Source organism: Erwinia oleae, assembly GCF_000770305.1.
In the GTDB taxonomy this organism is placed as follows: Bacteria; Pseudomonadota; Gammaproteobacteria; order Enterobacterales; family Enterobacteriaceae; genus Erwinia; species Erwinia oleae.
Genome location: NZ_JNVB01000016.1, coordinates 1 through 17,554, shown reverse-complemented (window position 1 = coordinate 17,554; position 17,554 = coordinate 1). Strand labels below are relative to the sequence as shown.

Sequence of the window (17,554 nt, the reverse complement as noted above, 5' to 3'; positions counted from 1 at the left end):
CGCGCCCGTGCCCGGCCATGTCCTGCCGGGTTTTTCGTCTCTTTCACACCCGAAGTTAATTTATGAAAAAAAACGATGTGACTGACAGTCAGGCCATACCGGCACTGGGAATGCGCCTGCGACATGCTCGACTGGCTCAGGAGATAACGCTCAAACAGCTGGCGCTGAAAGTGGGCTGTTCAGAGAGTCTGCTCTCTAAACTGGAAAACGACGTTGCCTCTCCCTCGCTGGCAATGCTGCACCGCCTTGCTAACGCGCTGGAAACCAACATCTCCGATCTGATGGCAAAAACCTGGGTGGCGGACGCGCCGGTGCTGAAGTCCGGCCAGCGCCCCCGCAAACGCTTTGTACATCGCAATAAAAAAGGCGGTATTGAACTGGAGAATCTGACCAGCCCTCACAAGGGAAATTTGCTTCAGGGCAACATTCATATTATTGAGCCAGGCATTGCCAGCGACGGGCAGATAGAGCATCACGGTGAAGAGATGGGTTACGTGCTGGAAGGGGAAATCGCGCTTTACCTTGGGGAGGAGACGTGGAGCCTCAGCGCGGGCGATTCTTTCTATTTTCCGAGCAACGTGCCGCATGGCTATCGCAATACGGGCGACTGCGTGGCGAAAGTGCTGTGGGTGAATACGCCGGTGACGTTCTGATGGCGCCCCCGGTGACGCTGAAAAGGCGTTTATGCTTCCAGCCTGTCGGTGACGACAAGAAGACACTCTTTCAGGTGGCGGCGATTTAACGAAAACCGGCTCTCTACAACTGGAGCCTGCCAAATGCCGCCGTCCAGTCCTGATCAAAACGCTGAAGCGCGCTGTCGACGGCGGGGTCCAGAAGAAAAAGCTCCGCCACGCCGGGCTCGACCGTGATCGCCTGACAGCCTGCTAACATGCAATCCAGTACCTGCCGCGGCGTGCGAAAACTGGCAGCCAGTACTTTGCTTTCGGGAAGGTGGAGATCGAGCAGCGTCTGTAACTCTTTCACCAGCGCAACGCCATCGCCGCCCTGAGCATCAATCCGATTGACATAGGGTGCAATGTAACGCGCGCCCGCCATTGCCGCATAAAGCCCCTGCCCGGCGCCGTAAACCGCCGTTCCCAGCGTCGGAATTTTTTGTTGCGTCAGCGCCTTAATAGCAACCAAACCGTTATGCGTGACGGGGATCTTCACCACCAGATTGGGTACACTCTCACGAAGCTGATGTGCCTCCTCAATCATGGCTTCCGGGTCGCGGGAGAGCACCTGAGCAAAGAGCGTATTATCCGCAGGCAGAAGTGATGCTAACTCCTGCAAAACGTCGGCGATCCGCCGCTTTCCGCGCGAAACAATGCTCGGGTTGGTGGTCACGCCCTTAATGGGCAGGACAGGCGCGAGACGCCTTACACTCTCCACATCGGCCGTATCAAGATAAAACTCCATTCATTCCTCCTGCGTGTCAAAACAGATAACCGGAAGCGTCGTCATAAAACATAAACGGCGACTCATAGTTGCAGAGCCGCCGGTTGGCTTAACGGACGCCCAGTCCCAAAAGAATACCCACCGCGCCAAGGTCGGAATCACTGAAAGTAGTATTTGCCAGTCCAATGCTTCCCAGCACCGGTAGCAGAAAAACAGGAATGAAAGTGATGAGCAATCCATTGGCGAACGCGCCAAGCACGGCTCCCCGCCGTCCGCCGGTGGCATTTCCAAATACTCCGGCCGCTGCGCCCACGAAGAAGTGCGGAACCACTCCCGGAATAATCACCGTCATGTTCAGTGCGTACAGAAGAACCATGCCTGATACACCGGCGGCAAAACTGCTCAGAAAACCAACCAGTACCGCGTTGGGCGCATAAGGGAACACTACCGGGCAATCCAGTGCAGGCCTGGCATCAGGAACCAGTTTGTCCGAGATCCCTTTAAATGCCGGGACAATCTCGGCAATGACCATGCGGATGCCCTGGAGGACGATGAAAACCCCGGCGGCAAAGGTAATCGACTGCATCAATGAGAACATAAACCAGTTTTTACCGCCTGCATTCATGCTTTTGACTGATTCGGGGCCGGCAACAAGGCAGGTAAAAATGAAGATAAAAAACATCGTAAAGGCTATCGCTACCGGCGTATCGCGCAGAAACAGCAGGCTTCTCGGCACTTCCATGTCCTCTGTGGACTTTTCCTTGTTGCCAAACCGGCTGCCAATAAAGGCGGCTAGCAGTTGAGAGAGCGCGGAAAAGTGTCCATAGGCCACCTCATCGGAACCGGTAACTTTTTTCATATAGGGATGCACGATAGCCGGGAAAAACACCATCGATACCCCCACCACCAGCGCCCCTACTGCGATCAACACTGTGCCCTGAAGACCGGCGGTTGCGAGGATCACCGCCACCATCATTGACATAAACAGCGTGTGATGGCCGGTAAGAAAAATGTATTTCCACGGCGTAAAACGCGCAATGGCAATGTTAATGACCATAGCGAAAAACATGATCATCGCCATCTCGGTGCCAAAACTTTTCTGTGCCACGGCAACAATGGCTTCATTGTTTGGTACAACGCCGGCAATGCCAAACGCATGGTGAAATATGGCTGAGAAATCGCTCAACGATGAAACGATAAGACCGGCGCCCGCCCCTAATATCAGGAAACCCATGACGGTTTTTACCGTGCCTTTGATCACTTCCGTGGCAGGTTTTTTTTGCGCAATCAAACCAATTAAGGCGATCAATCCCACCAGTATCGACGGTTCAGACAGTACATCACTCATTAAAAAACGGAAGAAATCCATTTTTAGCTCCTGATTACAATGCGCCGAGTTCTGTCAGCGCAGCAGAGATGCGCTCTTTCATGGCGGCTTTATCCACCATGTTTTTTAACGACACGATTTTCCCGTCCACTTTTTGCGCATGGAGCTGCTCGGCAATATCGGAAGTTCCCACAAAAATATCGCTGGCAGTGCTTTTTGCTGAACCTAAATCGACATGGTCGACGTCAGCCGCAACGCCTAACTCTTTAATAATATTCTTAATACTCATTTCCATCATTAAACTCGTGCCCAGGCCATTGCCACATACGACGGTAATTTTCATCTGTTTTTTCTCTTATGGTTGCTTAGTAATCTGAAAGGATGGCGTGAATGTCCGCAACGTTTTTTGCTGCAATCAACGACGCGGTATCGGCCGGGTTATCGAACAGCGCTGCCAGCGATGAGATGATGCCGATATGGCTGTTACTGTCAGAAGCAGCCAGCACGATCACCAGGTGAACGGGGTCATTCCCTGCCGAACCGAAGTTAACGCCCTTCTGAATAATCGTCAGGCTGATGCCCGTTTTATTCGCACCCTCTTCAGGGCGGGCATGAGGCATAGCAATCCCCGGCCCGACAACATAGTAAGGGCCGATTTCCTCATGAGAGCGAAATATGGCTTCTACATATCTGCCTTCAATGGTGTGGTTGTCCTGAAGCGGTTGGCACGCCAACGAAATCGCCTGCCGCCAGTCTTCGCAAGCGGGAATAATTTGAATAACATCGGGTGTTAATAATTCATTAATCATTTAGGATCACCTTGGCATTTCGTTCCGGCAGAGTAGTGTGCCGGACGTCACAAAGATGTGATGCATATCTCATAAGTTAGCGCTAACTGTTAAAGTTATCATTTAATGTGATCGGCTTATCATTAAACGGTTAACATCTGGTGGGTCTTTACCGGATTAGCGTCCCTTTTTAATCGATAGTGGAAGGAGAGCCCGCGTGGGAAAACGGCGGAGCAGTGGTCGGGTTACGCTCCAGGATGTAGCCAACTATGTCGGTGTCGGGATCATGACGGTTTCGCGGGTGATGCGAACGCCCGAATTAGTGTCGGATAAGATTCGCCAGCAGGTACAGCAGGCGGTTGACACGCTGGGCTACGAGGCCAATGTCCAGGCCAGCCATCTCGCCGGGCATCCTTCAACACGTACGACGTTGCAAGATGTCGCCCGTCATGCGGGAGTGGGGCCGATGACGGTTTCCCGCGCGTTACGAGAACCAGAACTGGTATCTGACGCATCGTTAAAAAAGATCCATCAGGCCGTGGCCGAACTGGGATATGTTCCTCATCAGGCGGCGGCGACGCTGGCATCGACTCAACTGCACACCGTGGCGGTGCTGTATCCTTTCCAGCACGACCGCGCCAGCAACCGTTTTATCCAGTCATTGCAACAGTCTCTGAATAATCAGCCGTTCCGGCTTATTATGGCCTGCCATGAATACCATCAGTATGGTGAGACAGCGCTGGTAGAAAAACTTTTACAAATGCGTCCGGCGGCGTTGGTGCTTTTCAGTGCGCAACTGTCGCAGAAAACCTGCAAATTGATTGAGTCGGCTGATATCGTCACCGCTAACATCGGCGGTGCCGGGCATTTCCCTGCCGACATCACGTTTAATGTTGCGATCGCGGAAGCGGCTGAAACGTTGACTCACTCTTTGCTGGAAAAAGGTTATCAGCGCATTGCATTTTTAGGGGCGCATACCGATAACCGCCTTCACAAGCAACAGTTAAACGGCTGGCATAAAGCCATGATGTCCCACTATCAAAATGCCGATTTGATGATCACGGTACCCGATGCCCCTTCGCTGGAATTTGGTCGCTATGCGCTTTGCCAGCTGTTACAAAATCAGCCAGATTTGGATGCTGTGATCTGTAGCCATGAAGAAATTGCCCTGGGCGTTATGTATGAATGCCAGCGCAGACTACTCAAGATCCCCTATAACCTCGCCGTGGCCTGTCTTAACGGTTCCGATAACTGTGACCACACCTTTCCGGTGCTGACCTCAATGAGGCTGGATTACGAAAAACTGGGTCAAACGGTCGGGGAAAAACTGCTGATGATGCTTGATGATTCACCGCATGCTGTGGAAGAGGATCTGAAGTTTGTGCTTCATATCGGTGACAGCAGTTAATCCCTCTGCGGGGCCTGAAATCGTGGCGTTATTTTGTGAACGGGTGGGTTGTCCGGCGGATTTCCCCCCTTTCCCACCTCACAGCGGTCACACAGCCGAATGCGCCACAGAGAAACCTCGCATAGCGACCAAAACAGGTAAAAGCTGCCTGCCTCTCTCTGATAACTGATATTCCACCCGCAAAGGCTTTTCCATGAAATCAATGCGCTCGACAAGACCATCCTCTGCCAGTTCGCGCAGGTGTTGCGTCAGCATTTTTTGTGAAATGCCTGCAATCTCCCGCTTCAGTTGAGAGGTTCGCAGCGCAGGATCGGCATAAAGCCTGAAAAGAATGGGCAGTTTCCAGCGCCCCTGTAACATCCGCATGACTCTGGTTACGTGCGCAACCGAGCCGTCCGGGCCCAGGCAGAGGGCTTTCTCTTGCGGGTCGACAGGCACAAAAAAGTGCCTGATTGTGTCGTTTTGCATCCGCCTTTACCTTGTTAAAACATGCTCATTCCACGATAGGTTTCCAGAGATGAATTTGCAATTAGAAGGTAAAAAAGCGCTGATCACCGGCAGCAGCAAAGGTATTGGTGAAGCCATCGCCAGACGACTCGCACTTGAAAAGGCAGTTGTTATCATTCATGGACGGAATCGTGCGCAGACAGAGAAAGTGGCCAATGCGATCGTCGCTGAAGGCGGAAAAGCTTTCTTTGTAACGGGCGATCTGACCAGCAATGATGACGTGCAGCATCTGGTTGATGAGGCAGAAAAACTCGCTGGCGGTATTGATATCCTTGTCAATAATGCCGGTGGCTCGGGTGGTATTAAGGAAAGCTGGTCTGAAACGCAAACCGCCTCCTGGACGTCCACTTACGATCGTAATGTACTGGCGGCACTTCGCGTCACCACCCGCCTTTTGTCTGCCATGAAGCAAAACCAGTGGGGCCGCATCATCAATATATCCAGCATTGCGGCCATTATGCCTCCGCCCTCTGCGCCCGATTATTCAGCGTCTAAAGCGGCGATGAACGCGATGACCGTCTCGCTGGCGAAGGCGGTGGCCGCAGAGGGCGTTACGGTAAATAGCGTTTCTCCGGGCACCGTTCACAGCGCAACGCTTGAGGAGCGTTTTCGCGAAGTGGCGCAGCAGCAAAAGCTGCTGGATAAAGATGCTCCCTGGCACGATATTGAGCGAGTTGTATTACCCTTATTTGCTCAGGTACCCGCAGGACGCGTTGGGAAACCCGATGATATTGCGCAGGCCGTCGCCTTTCTCGCCAGTCCCCTCGCCGGTTATATTACAGGCATAAATTTGCGGATTGACGGTGCAATGTCGGCCGGACTATAGCTGTTCTCCGCGTTGTCTTTTACAGTGAGATCTTAGTCACAATTTTCAGGCGCTTAGCCACCGTCTGAAACCGCTTATGCCTGCCACCTGACCGCTTATGCGCGCATACAACCGCTCAATGAATTATCCCCCTTCTGCCGCCGGAAATTCGTCAACATATCCTGTGTAAAAAACTTGCCTCTTATTACCTTACCCACGTTGTAATAATCGGACTCATGATGAATAAACATAAAATTTTTAAGCACATACCATGGATACTTCTGGGATTCATCGGTGCCTGCTGTCTGGCGGTGGTGGCACTGCGACGCGGTGAGCATATCAGCGCACTGTGGATCGTGGTTGCGTCAGTATCGGTCTATTTGGTGGCCTACCGTTATTACAGCCTCTATATCGCGCAAAAAGTGATGAGGCTTGATCACACCCGCGCGACCCCTGCGGTGGTCAATAACGACGGCCTGAACTACGTTCCTACTAACCGCAACGTGCTGTTTGGGCATCATTTTGCGGCTATCGCCGGTGCCGGGCCGCTGGTCGGGCCGGTGCTGGCGGCGCAGATGGGTTATCTGCCCGGCGTGCTGTGGCTGCTGGCGGGTGTGGTGCTGGCCGGCGCGGTGCAGGATTTTATGGTGCTGTTCATCTCATCGCGCCGCAACGGCGAGTCGCTCGGCGAGATGATCAAGAAAGAGATGGGATTTGTTCCCGGCACCATCGCGCTTTTTGGCTGCTTCCTGATCATGATCATCATTCTCGCGGTGCTGGCGCTGATTGTGGTGAAAGCGCTGGCAGAGAGCCCCTGGGGCGTATTTACCGTTTGTTCGACGGTGCCGATTGCGCTGTTTATGGGTATCTACATGCGCTTTATTCGTCCGGGCCGCGTGGGTGAAATTTCCGTGATTGGCGTGGTGCTGCTGGTTGCTTCTATCTGGTTCGGCGGCGTCATCGCTCACGACCCGTACTGGGGCCCGGCGCTGACGTTCAAAGACACCACCATTACCTTCACCCTGATTGGCTACGCATTTGTCTCCGCGCTGCTGCCGGTGTGGCTGATTCTGGCGCCGCGTGACTACCTGGCCACCTTCCTTAAGATTGGGGTAATTGTTGGTCTGGCAATAGGCATTGTGATCCTGAATCCTGAACTCAAAATGCCTGCGCTGACGCAGTATATTGATGGCACTGGCCCGCTGTGGAAAGGCGCGCTCTTCCCGTTCCTGTTTATTACTATCGCCTGCGGTGCCGTCTCTGGCTTCCATGCGCTGATTGCCTCCGGCACCACGCCCAAACTGCTGGCCTGCGAAACCGACGCGCGCTTTATCGGCTATGGCGCCATGCTGATGGAGTCGTTTGTGGCGGTGATGGCGCTGGTGGCTGCATCTATTATCGAACCCGGTCTTTACTTCGCGATGAACACGCCACCGGCTGGCCTGGGCATTACCATGCCTAACCTGCATGAACTGGGTGGCGCGAACGCGCCAATGATCATGGCGCAGTTACAGGATGTCACTGCCCATGCGGCGGCAACCGTCAGCTCGTGGGGCTTTGTTATCTCTCCTGAGCAGATCCTGCAAACCGCGAAAGATATAGGTGAACCGTCGGTGCTGAATCGCGCTGGCGGCGCGCCTACCCTTGCCGTCGGGATCGCGCACGTGTTCGACAAAATTATGCCGATCGCCGATATGGGCTTCTGGTATCACTTTGGCATTCTGTTCGAAGCGCTGTTTATTCTCACCGCGCTGGATGCCGGGACGCGCTCCGGGCGCTTTATGCTCCAGGATCTGCTGGGCAACTTCGTGCCGTTCCTGAAAAAAACCGACTCGCTGCTGGCGGGTGTTATCGGCACCGCAGGCTGCGTCGGATTGTGGGGCTATCTGCTTTACCAGGGCGTGGTTGATCCGCTGGGCGGCGTGAAAAGCCTGTGGCCGCTGTTTGGCATCTCAAACCAGATGCTGGCTGCCGTCGCGCTGGTGCTGGCAACCGTGGTGCTGGTTAAGATGAAGCGCACACAGTACGTTTGGGTAACCTTGCTCCCTGCCGTCTGGCTGCTGATCTGCACCACGTGGGCGCTGAGCCTGAAACTGTTCAGCGATAACCCGCAAATGGAAGGCTTCTTCTACATGGCGCGCCAATACAAAGCGAAAGTGGCGACGGGAGGTGCCGATCTTACCGCTCATCAGGTTGCCAATATGAATCATATTGTGATCAACAACTACACTAACGCAGGTTTGAGTATTCTGTTTCTGCTGGTGGTGTACAGTATTATTTTCTACGGCATCAAAGCATGGCTGAAGGCACGTCAGTCAGACACCCCAACGGACACCGAAACGCCTTATGTGGCAGTGCCGAAGGAAGGAATAAAAATTTCTTCGGGTCATTGATAACGTTACATCCTGGCCCTGCTTCTGCGGGGCCAGCTCAGTCGGGAGCAAGTTATGTTTGATAATCTGGGCGCGGCAAAAAAGTATCTCGGCCAGGCCGCCCGCATGCTGGTCGGCATTCCCGATTACGATACCTATGTTCTGCACATGCAGACTAATCATCCCGATACGCCGATGATGACCTATAAAGAATTTTTCCGCGAGCGACAGCAGGCGCGCTACGGCGGAGACGGCAAAGGCGGTATGCGCTGCTGCTGACAGTAATAAAGGAATACACTCTATGACACCGATTGCTGTTACGGTACTGACCGGTTTTCTCGGCGCAGGAAAAACCACCCTGCTGCGCCACATTCTGCATGAACAGCACGATTACAAAATCGCCGTTATCGAGAACGAATTTGGTGCCGTTGCCGTCGATGACCAGCTGCTCGGCGACCACGCGACGCAAATTAAAACGCTGACTAACGGCTGTATCTGCTGCACTCGTTCAGGCGAACTGGAAGTCGCCCTGCTGGATCTGCTGGAGTGTCTTGATAACGGCGACATCACCTTCGATCGCTTAATCATTGAATGTACCGGCATGGCCGATCCCGGCCCGATTATTCAGACTTTTTTCTCTCATGAGATCCTCTGCCAGCGCTATCTGCTGGATGGCGTCATTGCATTAGTCGATGCGGTTCACGCCGGGCAGCAGATGGATCAGTTTACCCTTGCGCAATCGCAGGTTGGCTATGCCGATCGCATTCTGTTGACCAAAACAGATATCGCCGGGGAGCCACCCGAACTGCTGGCGCGGCTTCAGCGCATCAACGCGCGCGCGCCCCTTTACCCGGTGATTAACGGTAATATTGACCTGGCGCTGCTGTTTGATACCCGCGGTTTTATGCTGGAAGAGTCGATTATTTCAGTCAGCCCCCTTTTCCGCTTTATGCCTGATAAACAAAATGAGATCTCATCGGTTGTTGTGGATCTGGATTATCCGGTGGCGCTGGACGCAGTTTCTGGCGTTATGGAAAATCTGCTGGCAGGCTTTGCGGATAAGCTGCTGCGTTACAAAGGAATGTTGTGGATTGAAAATCAGCCTTGCCGCCTGCTGTTTCAGGGCGTGCAGCGCCTTTACAGTGCGGACTGGGATCGGGAATGGCAGCCCGATGAACAACCCGCCAGCACGCTGGTTTTTATCGGTATCCGGCTCCCGGAAACTGAAATTCGCGACGCCTTTGCCTCGCTGAAAAGAGCCTGACGCACCTACAATCCCACGACTTCTTTCAGGCTTTTCAGGTAGCGGCGGCTCACCGGTACGGTGTGCCCGTCGCGCAGCAGCAGCTCGGCCTGGCCGTTATCTTCCAGACGTATCTCTTTCAGGTGCGCCATATTCACCAGAAACTGGCGATGGCATCGCAGGAGCGGCGTGCGGTTTTCCAGGGTGCGTAACGTCAGTTCAGTAAAACCCTCTTTGCCATCCTGACTGGTGACGTACACGCCGCTCAGGCGGCTGCTGACAAACATCACCTCATCCATCTGCAACAGATAAATACGGCTCAAACCGCTACAGGGAATAAACTTCAAATGCTGCTGACTCTCCGGCAACACCGAGATATCCTGCTCCTGGCGGTTCAGGCGCAAACGCGCCAGCGTTTTGCCGAGCCGGGGCGCCTCCACCGGTTTCAGCAGATAGTCAAAGGCGTGCTCCTCAAATGCCTGTACGGCAAACTCATCGAAGGCGGTAAGAAACACAACCCAAGGACGATCCTGCGGGTCGAGCATGCTGACCATCTCAAGACCGCTGATGCGCGGCATCTGGATATCCAGAAACAGCACGTCAGGCCGCAATTTATGCACCATGCCAATGGCTTCGATGGCGTTGCTGCACTCGCCAACGATATCGATATCCGTCTCTTTTTGCAGCATGATGCGCAGGTTCTCGCGCGCCATGGGTTCATCATCCACGATCAGTACGCTTAACATACATGTTCCTCCAGCGGTAGCCGCAGGGTAATACGGGTAAGGCAGTCAGGCTCGCAGGCAACGGTGATGCCGTAGGTATCGCCATAACGCACGCGCAGACGCTTATCCACCAGGCTCATTCCCAGCCCGCCGCCGCTGTTTTTGGGTTGATACAGTCCGGCATTGTCTTCGATATCCAGAATCAGATGCTGCCCGTCGCGGCTGGCCTGAATAGTAATTTCACCTGTCCCTAATAGCTGCGACGTGCCGTGCTTAATGGCATTTTCCACAATAGGTTGCAGCGTAAAAGCCGGGAGCTGATGATGGGCCAGCTCTTCCGGTATGCGTAAATGTATATTCAGCCGGGACTGAAAACGCGCCTGCTCTATTTGCAAATAGGCATTCACATGCTCTATCTCATTCGCCAGCGTGACAATTTCTGAAGGACGCTTTAAATTTTTACGGAAAAAGGTGGAGAGATAGTGCACCAACTGCCCCGCTTTATCGCTGTCGTGGCGGATCACCGCCATCAATGTGTTCAATGCGTTGAACAGAAAATGCGGGTTTACCTGCGCATGCAGCAGTTTGATTTCCGACTGCGCCAACAGCGCAGTCTGACGCTCATACTGCCCGGCGAGGATCTGCGTTGACAGCAGTTGCGCAATGCCTTCTCCCAGCGTGCGGTTGATAGAGCTGAACAGGCGATTACGCGGTTCATACAGTTTGATTGTGCCGATCACACGCTGATTTTCACCGCGCAGCGGAATAACCAGCGTGGAACCGAGCTTGCAGTCAGGATGCAGCGAACAGCGATAAGGGATTTCGTTGCCGTCAGCGTAGACGACTTCCCCACTCTCGATGGCCCGCCAGGTATAGCTGGATGAGACAGGTTTTCCCGGCAGATGGTGGTCATCGCCGGTACCGGTAAACGCCAGCAGTTTTTCACGATCGGTAATGGCCACCGCCCCGATATCCAGCTCTTTATAGAGTACCTGCGCCACTTTCATGCTGTTTTCTTCGTTAAAGCCCTGGCGAAGAATGCCTTCGGTTGACGCTGCGACCTTCAGTGCTTTCGCCGAGAACGCAGTGGTGTATTTTTCAAACATTGCTCGCTTATCAAGCAGGATGCGCATAAACATCGCTGCGCCGACGGTGTTGGTGATCATCATCGGCGCCGCGATATTCTGCACCAGATGCAATGCATCCTGAAACGGACGCGCAATCAGCAGGATAATCGCCATCTGCACCAGTTCGGCAATAAAGGTGATCACGCCAGCCGTTAACGGGCTGAAGACTTTATCGCTGCGCCCGCGCGCAATCAGAATACTGTGCATCAGGCCGCCCAGCAGCCCTTCGGCAATGGTTGATATCATGCAGCTCAGTGCGGTCATGCCGCCGAGTGAGTAACGATGGAGCCCGCCGGTCAGGCCCACCAGTCCCCCGACCACCGGCCCGCCGAGCAGGCCGCCCATTACCGCGCCAATGGCACGGGTGTTGGCGATGGAATCTTCAATATGCAGGCCGAAATAGGTACCCATAATGCAGAAAATTGAGAAGGTGACATAGCACAGCAGCTTGTGCGGCAGGCGCACGGTCACCTGCATTAAGGGAATAAACAGGCGCGTTTTACTCATCAGCCAGGCGATGACCAGAAAGACACACATCTGCTGTAACAACAGTAAAATCAACGTAAATTCGTACATACCTTGTCGCCCCTGTTCTCCGCTGCGAGCAACATACACCGGACCGGGCGATCTTTCCCGGCATCAAACGCTAAAATGCGAAGTTGTTCTGAATAATTAATGATAACGACGCGTCGCCTGCGATGACGTCTTACCACCAATCCTAAAAACTGTCATGTGAACATGTTAAACCTTTCTGCGCCAGGCGCTTATTGCTGACTTCGGCTACCATGCTGTTATGTAAACAATAATCACAGGAAGAAGAGATGACTCAACCTTTTGCTCCGCAGGGACTCACCGTTGAAGAGACGCTGAATAAACTGGATACCCTGTATGAGGATGCCGTAAACGCACTGCGCGGAGCCATCACCGACTATATTGATAATGGCACGCTGCCCGACCCGGTTCTGCGATCCAACGGACTTTTTGTCTATCCTGAGCTGCGCGTGAGCTGGCAGGGCGATGCGGCAAAGCATCATCTGTCACGCGCTTTTGGCCGTTTCACCCGCCCCGGCAGCTACGCAACCACCATCACGCGCCCGTCACTGTTCCGCCACTACCTTTCCGAACAGCTGGAGATGCTGGCGGGCGAATACCCGGTGACCTTCAGCGTCAGGCCCTCCAGCCAGGAAATCCCCTTCCCGTATGTGATTGACGGTTCCGACCTGGCGCTGGATCGCACCATGAGCGCCGGGCTGGCGTCCCATTTCCCCACCACCGAGCTGGCGCAAATTGGCGATGAGAACGCCGATGGTCTTTATCAGCCAGGGGAAGCGTTTCCGCTGTCGCACTTTGACGCGCTGCGCACTGACTTCTCGCTGGCCCGCCTTCGCCACTACACCGGCACGCCGGTGGAACATTTCCAATCGTATGTGCTGTTCACCAACTATACGCGCTATGTTGATGAGTTCGTCCGCTGGAGCTGTGAGCAGATTGCCGACCCGAATTCGCCTTACGAGGCGCTCTCCTGCGCGGGCAGCATTTATCTGACCGCGGACACGCCAAACCCGCAGGAAACCCTCTCCGGTCTGGCGTGGAAAAACCATCAGATGCCTGCCTGGCATCTGATCGCCAAAGAGGGCCAGGGCATCACGTTGATTAACATCGGCGTGGGGCCGTCTAACGCCAAAACTATTTGCGATCATCTGGCAGTACTGCGTCCGCATACATGGCTGATGATTGGCCACTGCGGCGGCCTGCGCGAGAGCCAGTCGATTGGCGATTACGTGCTGGCGCACGCCTACCTGCGCGACGATCACGTCCTTGATGCCGTTCTGCCGCCTGATATCCCTGTGCCGAGCATTGCCGAAGTGCAGCGCGCGCTTTACGACGCCACACGTCAGGTGAGCGGCCGGCCGGGTGAAGAGATCAAACAGCGGCTGCGTACCGGCACCGTCGTCACCACCGACGATCGCAACTGGGAGCTGCGCTATGCCGCCTCGGCTCTGCGCTTCAACCTGAGCCGCGCAGTGGCGGTAGATATGGAAAGTGCCACCATCGCCGCGCAGGGTTACCGTTTTCGCGTCCCCTACGGAACGCTGCTGTGCGTTTCCGACAAGCCACTGCACGGCGAGATCAAGCTGCCGGGCCAGGCGAATCGCTTTTATGAAGGAGCCATCTCCGAGCATCTGCAAATTGGCATCTGCGCCATCGACCTGCTGCGCGCCGAAGGCGACCGTCTGCATTCGCGCAAGCTGCGCACCTTCAACGAGCCGCCATTCCGGTAATGCGCGCCATTGGCGGCGGCGTAAATGCCGCTGCCAGAGCCGCCGGTCGCCGTTTTGCTGTTTTATGCAGCAGTCGACAAAAAAGGTGAAAACAGCCTTTGACATCCGAAAGCGTGCTGGATATGATGCGCCCCGTTCCAACAATTCCTCTGTAGTTCAGTCGGTAGAACGGCGGACTGTTAATCCGTATGTCACTGGTTCGAGTCCAGTCAGAGGAGCCAAATTTTAGTATCATGACATCTCAGTGAGTCCTGATACGTTTGAAAAAAAAGAAGTTATCTTTACCCGGCTATCCTGAGAAGGATCGCTGGGCTTCTTGATATCCATAGTTTTTGGCGGCGTAATCGGGGCCTCACGGTTCGTTGAGAAAATGGAGCCCCCGCTATGGCATTAACCGATACCGCTATCCGCAAGATCAAATCCTCCGATTAAAACAGATGTATGCCTCCCTGAGCTTAGATCATGAAATTCTTAAGGATGTTGTGTCAAAAAAACTTTAACGGTGCCCGGAAAACGTGAGTTAGTGCGTTACGTCATGACGGAATATCAGGCCAGCGAACGACATGGGTGTCGGATTATGGGTATAAGTTGAAGTCAGTTGCATTATTGCCTGAACACGGCACGGGATCTGCACGTGGTCGAGGCACTGAAAAAATTGACGTATCAGTATCCGGCCTAGGGTTTGGACTTATGTTCAATAAGTCACGCCTGGCAGGGTTACCGTGGAATGCAAAACGGGTTTATCGGATCTATCGATTGTTAAAACTGAACCTTCGTCGTAAAGGGAGAAAACGCTTACCTAACAGTTATCCACAGCCGTTGGTTATTCCGCATAAAATGAACCACTGTTGGTCAGTTAATTTTATGAGTGATGCCCTGATCGACTGGCGGCGATTCAGGTTATTTAACGTGGTCGATGATTTTAATCGGGAAGCGCTGGCAATTGAGGTTAATTTGAATATCCTGGCTCATCGCGTCGTACGCATCCTGGAGCGGTTAAGTGCTGAAAGAGGCTATCCGACATTTATACGCAGCGATAACGGGCCAGAGCTCACTGCCGCTGCTTTAGTCAAATGAGTAGAATTGCACGGCGTGATACTTGATTTTATTCAGCCAGGCAGGCCGATGCAGAACGGATTTATTGAGCGATTTAACAAAACGCTACGAACAGAAATACTCGATATGTATCTGTTCAGAACACTCTCAGTAGTCCGCGTGCTAACATAAGACTAGCGCGCAGAATATAGCGAAGAACGTCAGCATAGCTCATTGGGTATGCCCTCCGTTATCTATGCAAGGTAAAAACTGGCCGGAGATCCTCATTGGCGATGGTACTAAAAACCGTAGGGACTACACCAGAAGTTGACCTTTTTTTACTTCATCCCCTTCAGTAAACATTACCTTAATTAGCTGCCCGTCGATCTGGCTGGCGACATTCACCGTTGCCTGCGAGGCAACCTTACCTAATGCCTGTAAAGTTACTGGCACATCGGCCCGATGTGCCAGTGCGGTTTGCACTGGTGCTCTCAACGCTTGCGGTAAATTTACTGCATCAGAACGAGGTGCCGTTTTGCCCCATAAAAAAGTTGGTCAACACAAAAATGGTTAAACAGAAAATAAAGATAATGTATTTTATTTTTCCAAATTATTCCATTATTCATTCCCACTTAATCTGCATAGCCTACTTTCAGGATTACATTAAAATAAAGATAAAATCATACCGCCTCCCGATATTAACCGGCAGGCTAACGAAAGAGTAAAGCGGGATTTTTAGTCCTGCTAAATTGGCCAGAAACTAATGTTCATCTTGCCTTAAAACATTCTCACCCGACAGACTGAGTTCTTTATCCAATGCAGCGATTTCCGTATTCATTTGCTCATATACGGTGGCAACAATGTCGCGGACAGACTGCGTAGTAATGGTTTCTTTTTTCACCGGCGGTAAAAATTTGATAATAATTTCACCGTTATTTATTCTGTTAATTTTAAAATCACCATAATAATTACTGGCACTAACTGGAACCAAAGACAATCCGGCATTACGGGCAAGATGAAAAGCACCAGTTTTAAACGGTTTTAAGCCTTTACCATAATTGCGCGTACCTTCGGGGAATAACCAAACGGACATATTCTCCTTCAGCATTTTTTCTTTGGTTTTTTGCAGCGCCTGAAGCGCCTTAATTTTATTACCACGCTCGATAAATATGTTACCCGATAACCAGTAAATCAGCCCAAAGAAAGGGAAGTAGAGGATGCTTTTTTTTCCTATGCTCACCGCACCAGGCGGGACAGCCCCAGTCAGGAAAAAAATATCATAGTTGCTTTGATGATTGGCGACATAGACACAACTACCTGGAAGAATATTTTCCCTGCCAGTGATGATAACTTTGACCCCAAGCAGCCAGGAGACTTTACTGTAAAGCTGGGCTGCGAAGTGAACGTTCATGATGTTACGGGGCCGTAAAAGGCAAACAAGTAGCACCACAACGCTGCTCAGCAATATAAAAATGCCTATCAAAATCAGTCTGACTATAGCGATCATAAACCTACCCAATATTTATCCATGTTGAGTTTCACGTTGCTGAAAGCCCAGCCATACCTGCTGGTAGCTAACGACAGTTTCCTCGCTAACCTTGACACGATACATTTCGGAATAACGGTTTTCTAATTCTTCATGATATTCAGTATAACCACAAAAAATCATCGGCCCGCTGATATTAGTACCGTACTTCTGGATGGCTTTTATCGCCGCATCCTTCATTAACTTGTTATCTGCCATATCCAGATAATCGCAGGACGAGAAATTCAGATTTTTGTCGCCATCCACCAAGGTTAAATGCCGACCGCAGGCAGAACGCACACGCGGGAAGTAGTGCAGTTTAACGTCATCATTTTCTGTACTGACCATTTCATATAAACTCATTGCCTTTTCCTTAAGTTTTTTTCTGCGCAATCGCAAAAATTCTGTAACGCCTGAGCTGGCTTTTACCGTGCTGGGTAAGTTTTTGCATCGTTCTCACAATCATTTTGTTATCTTCCAGCATCCAAGAAATGCTGAATTTTTTGATGTCTTGTTCAATGGCAATAGCAGAGAGTTTTGATGTCAGCACAACCGACAGTCCGCGTTGACGATATTCAGGGAATACTCCAGAAAGAAAAGCACGCCCCATCTTTCCTGAGGCATCAGTAATAAATTGCATCATTGTAAAACCAATAATACGGGCATTTTTGCATGCAATCATGCCCATGATGTTGGGCACAGTATTTGCTGCAATTGCGATTTCATCAGCCGTTGTCGCACTGGAACCCCAGTTATGGTGCCAGGCGGTATTATAGACAGCGGCCAGTTTGATCTCCTCCCAATATCGGTGCCAGGGTAAATCAGAGATCCGGCCCTGTTTGCAGGCTTCGGATAAATTCTTCCGGAGTCTGGTTATTTAACGAGGAATGTGGCCGGTACTGGTTATATTCCTGCCGCCAGTGCTCGATCTTCTCCTGAGCATCTTCCAGTGACAGGAACCAGTGCACGTTCAGACATTCATCACGCAGGCTGCCGTTAAATGACTCAACCA

Annotated in this window: 19 protein-coding genes, 1 tRNA gene and 1 pseudogene; 9 read left to right on the top strand and 12 right to left on the bottom strand. The window is 52.4% G+C overall.

Annotation, left to right across the window (positions count from 1 at the left end):
• Nucleotides 1-62 precede the first annotated feature (62 nt).
• On the top strand, nt 63-653 hold the full coding sequence (locus tag GS12_RS07485; RefSeq protein WP_034945486.1) for a cupin domain-containing protein: 591 nt from the start codon (nt 63-65) through the stop codon (nt 651-653).
• A gap of 103 nt (nt 654-756) precedes the next feature.
• On the opposite strand, the gene fsa is transcribed toward GS12_RS07485, so the two are convergent.
• From fsa to GS12_RS07465, 4 genes are all read right to left on the bottom strand, one after another.
• Nucleotides 757-1,419: a fructose-6-phosphate aldolase gene (gene fsa / locus GS12_RS07480; protein ID WP_034915771.1), complete on the bottom strand. Its 663-nt coding sequence runs from the start codon at nt 1,417-1,419 to the stop codon at nt 757-759.
• 88 nt (nt 1,420-1,507) lie between these two features.
• Complete coding sequence (locus GS12_RS07475) at nt 1,508-2,767, bottom strand: PTS ascorbate transporter subunit IIC (RefSeq protein ID WP_034915773.1); 1,260 nt, start codon at nt 2,765-2,767, stop codon at nt 1,508-1,510.
• A gap of 13 nt (nt 2,768-2,780) precedes the next feature.
• Nucleotides 2,781-3,068: a PTS sugar transporter subunit IIB gene (locus GS12_RS07470; protein WP_034945483.1), complete on the bottom strand. Its 288-nt coding sequence runs from the start codon at nt 3,066-3,068 to the stop codon at nt 2,781-2,783.
• A 22-nt stretch (nt 3,069-3,090) separates the two neighbouring features.
• Nucleotides 3,091-3,534 (bottom strand): PTS sugar transporter subunit IIA, encoded by a 444-nt coding sequence (locus GS12_RS07465; RefSeq protein WP_034945480.1) that lies wholly within the window; start codon nt 3,532-3,534, stop codon nt 3,091-3,093.
• 196 nt (nt 3,535-3,730) lie between these two features.
• On the opposite strand from GS12_RS07465, the gene GS12_RS07460 reads away from it, so the two are divergent.
• On the top strand, nt 3,731-4,921 hold the full coding sequence (locus GS12_RS07460) for a LacI family DNA-binding transcriptional regulator (RefSeq protein WP_034945477.1): 1,191 nt from the start codon (nt 3,731-3,733) through the stop codon (nt 4,919-4,921).
• 87 nt (nt 4,922-5,008) lie between these two features.
• Here the strand turns inward: GS12_RS07460 and GS12_RS07455 are convergent, their stop codons facing one another.
• Nucleotides 5,009-5,281, bottom strand: coding sequence for a winged helix-turn-helix transcriptional regulator (locus GS12_RS07455; RefSeq protein WP_235421106.1), 273 nt, complete (start codon nt 5,279-5,281; stop codon nt 5,009-5,011).
• A gap of 157 nt (nt 5,282-5,438) precedes the next feature.
• On the opposite strand from GS12_RS07455, the gene GS12_RS07450 reads away from it, so the two are divergent.
• From GS12_RS07450 to yjiA, 4 genes are all read left to right on the top strand, one after another.
• On the top strand, nt 5,439-6,254 hold the full coding sequence (locus tag GS12_RS07450; RefSeq protein ID WP_034945471.1) for an SDR family NAD(P)-dependent oxidoreductase: 816 nt from the start codon (nt 5,439-5,441) through the stop codon (nt 6,252-6,254).
• 218 nt (nt 6,255-6,472) lie between these two features.
• On the top strand, nt 6,473-8,626 hold the full coding sequence (locus tag GS12_RS07445) for a carbon starvation CstA family protein (protein WP_034945547.1): 2,154 nt from the start codon (nt 6,473-6,475) through the stop codon (nt 8,624-8,626).
• A 54-nt stretch (nt 8,627-8,680) separates the two neighbouring features.
• On the top strand, nt 8,681-8,884 hold the full coding sequence (locus GS12_RS07440) for a YbdD/YjiX family protein (protein WP_034915779.1): 204 nt from the start codon (nt 8,681-8,683) through the stop codon (nt 8,882-8,884).
• A gap of 22 nt (nt 8,885-8,906) precedes the next feature.
• Nucleotides 8,907-9,869: a GTPase gene (yjiA, locus tag GS12_RS07435; protein ID WP_034945468.1), complete on the top strand. Its 963-nt coding sequence runs from the start codon at nt 8,907-8,909 to the stop codon at nt 9,867-9,869.
• A 5-nt stretch (nt 9,870-9,874) separates the two neighbouring features.
• On the opposite strand, the gene btsR is transcribed toward yjiA, so the two are convergent.
• A complete protein-coding gene (gene btsR / locus GS12_RS07430) occupies nt 9,875-10,594 on the bottom strand; it encodes a two-component system response regulator BtsR (protein ID WP_034945465.1) in 720 nt (239 codons plus the stop codon).
• The gene (locus GS12_RS07425) at nt 10,588-12,276 is read right to left on the bottom strand and encodes a sensor histidine kinase (protein WP_034945462.1); all 1,689 of its coding nucleotides are present in this window, start codon (nt 12,274-12,276) and stop codon (nt 10,588-10,590) included. Before GS12_RS07425 ends, btsR begins: the two co-directional genes overlap by 7 nt.
• 245 nt (nt 12,277-12,521) lie before the next feature.
• Between GS12_RS07425 and GS12_RS07420 the strand changes: the two genes are divergently transcribed.
• The 3 genes and pseudogenes from GS12_RS07420 to GS12_RS23950 form a co-directional block, all read left to right on the top strand.
• The gene (locus GS12_RS07420; RefSeq protein WP_034915782.1) at nt 12,522-13,982 is read left to right on the top strand and encodes an AMP nucleosidase; all 1,461 of its coding nucleotides are present in this window, start codon (nt 12,522-12,524) and stop codon (nt 13,980-13,982) included.
• A gap of 145 nt (nt 13,983-14,127) precedes the next feature.
• Nucleotides 14,128-14,203 (top strand) — tRNA-Asn (locus GS12_RS07415).
• Between the two features lie 201 nt (nt 14,204-14,404).
• Nucleotides 14,405-15,284: pseudogene (locus tag GS12_RS23950) on the top strand (IS3 family transposase); the annotation flags it as partial.
• A 48-nt stretch (nt 15,285-15,332) separates the two neighbouring features.
• On the opposite strand, the gene GS12_RS23945 reads toward GS12_RS23950, so the two are convergent.
• The 5 genes from GS12_RS23945 to GS12_RS07385 form a co-directional block, all read right to left on the bottom strand.
• The gene (locus GS12_RS23945) at nt 15,333-15,500 is read right to left on the bottom strand and encodes a biotin/lipoyl-binding protein (RefSeq protein ID WP_235421104.1); all 168 of its coding nucleotides are present in this window, start codon (nt 15,498-15,500) and stop codon (nt 15,333-15,335) included.
• Nucleotides 15,501-15,777: 277 nt separating this feature from the next.
• Complete coding sequence (locus tag GS12_RS07400; RefSeq protein ID WP_034945457.1) at nt 15,778-16,524, bottom strand: lysophospholipid acyltransferase family protein; 747 nt, start codon at nt 16,522-16,524, stop codon at nt 15,778-15,780.
• Between the two features lie 15 nt (nt 16,525-16,539).
• Nucleotides 16,540-16,905 carry a hypothetical protein gene (locus tag GS12_RS07395; protein ID WP_034945455.1) on the bottom strand — a complete coding sequence of 122 codons (366 nt, stop codon included), beginning with the start codon at nt 16,903-16,905 and terminating at the stop codon, nt 16,540-16,542.
• 10 nt (nt 16,906-16,915) lie between these two features.
• The gene (locus GS12_RS07390; RefSeq protein WP_152601377.1) at nt 16,916-17,230 is read right to left on the bottom strand and encodes a GNAT family N-acetyltransferase; all 315 of its coding nucleotides are present in this window, start codon (nt 17,228-17,230) and stop codon (nt 16,916-16,918) included.
• Nucleotides 17,231-17,363: 133 nt separating this feature from the next.
• On the bottom strand, nt 17,364-17,554 hold a 191-nt coding region (locus GS12_RS07385; RefSeq protein ID WP_034945449.1), incomplete at its 5' end, for an integrase core domain-containing protein.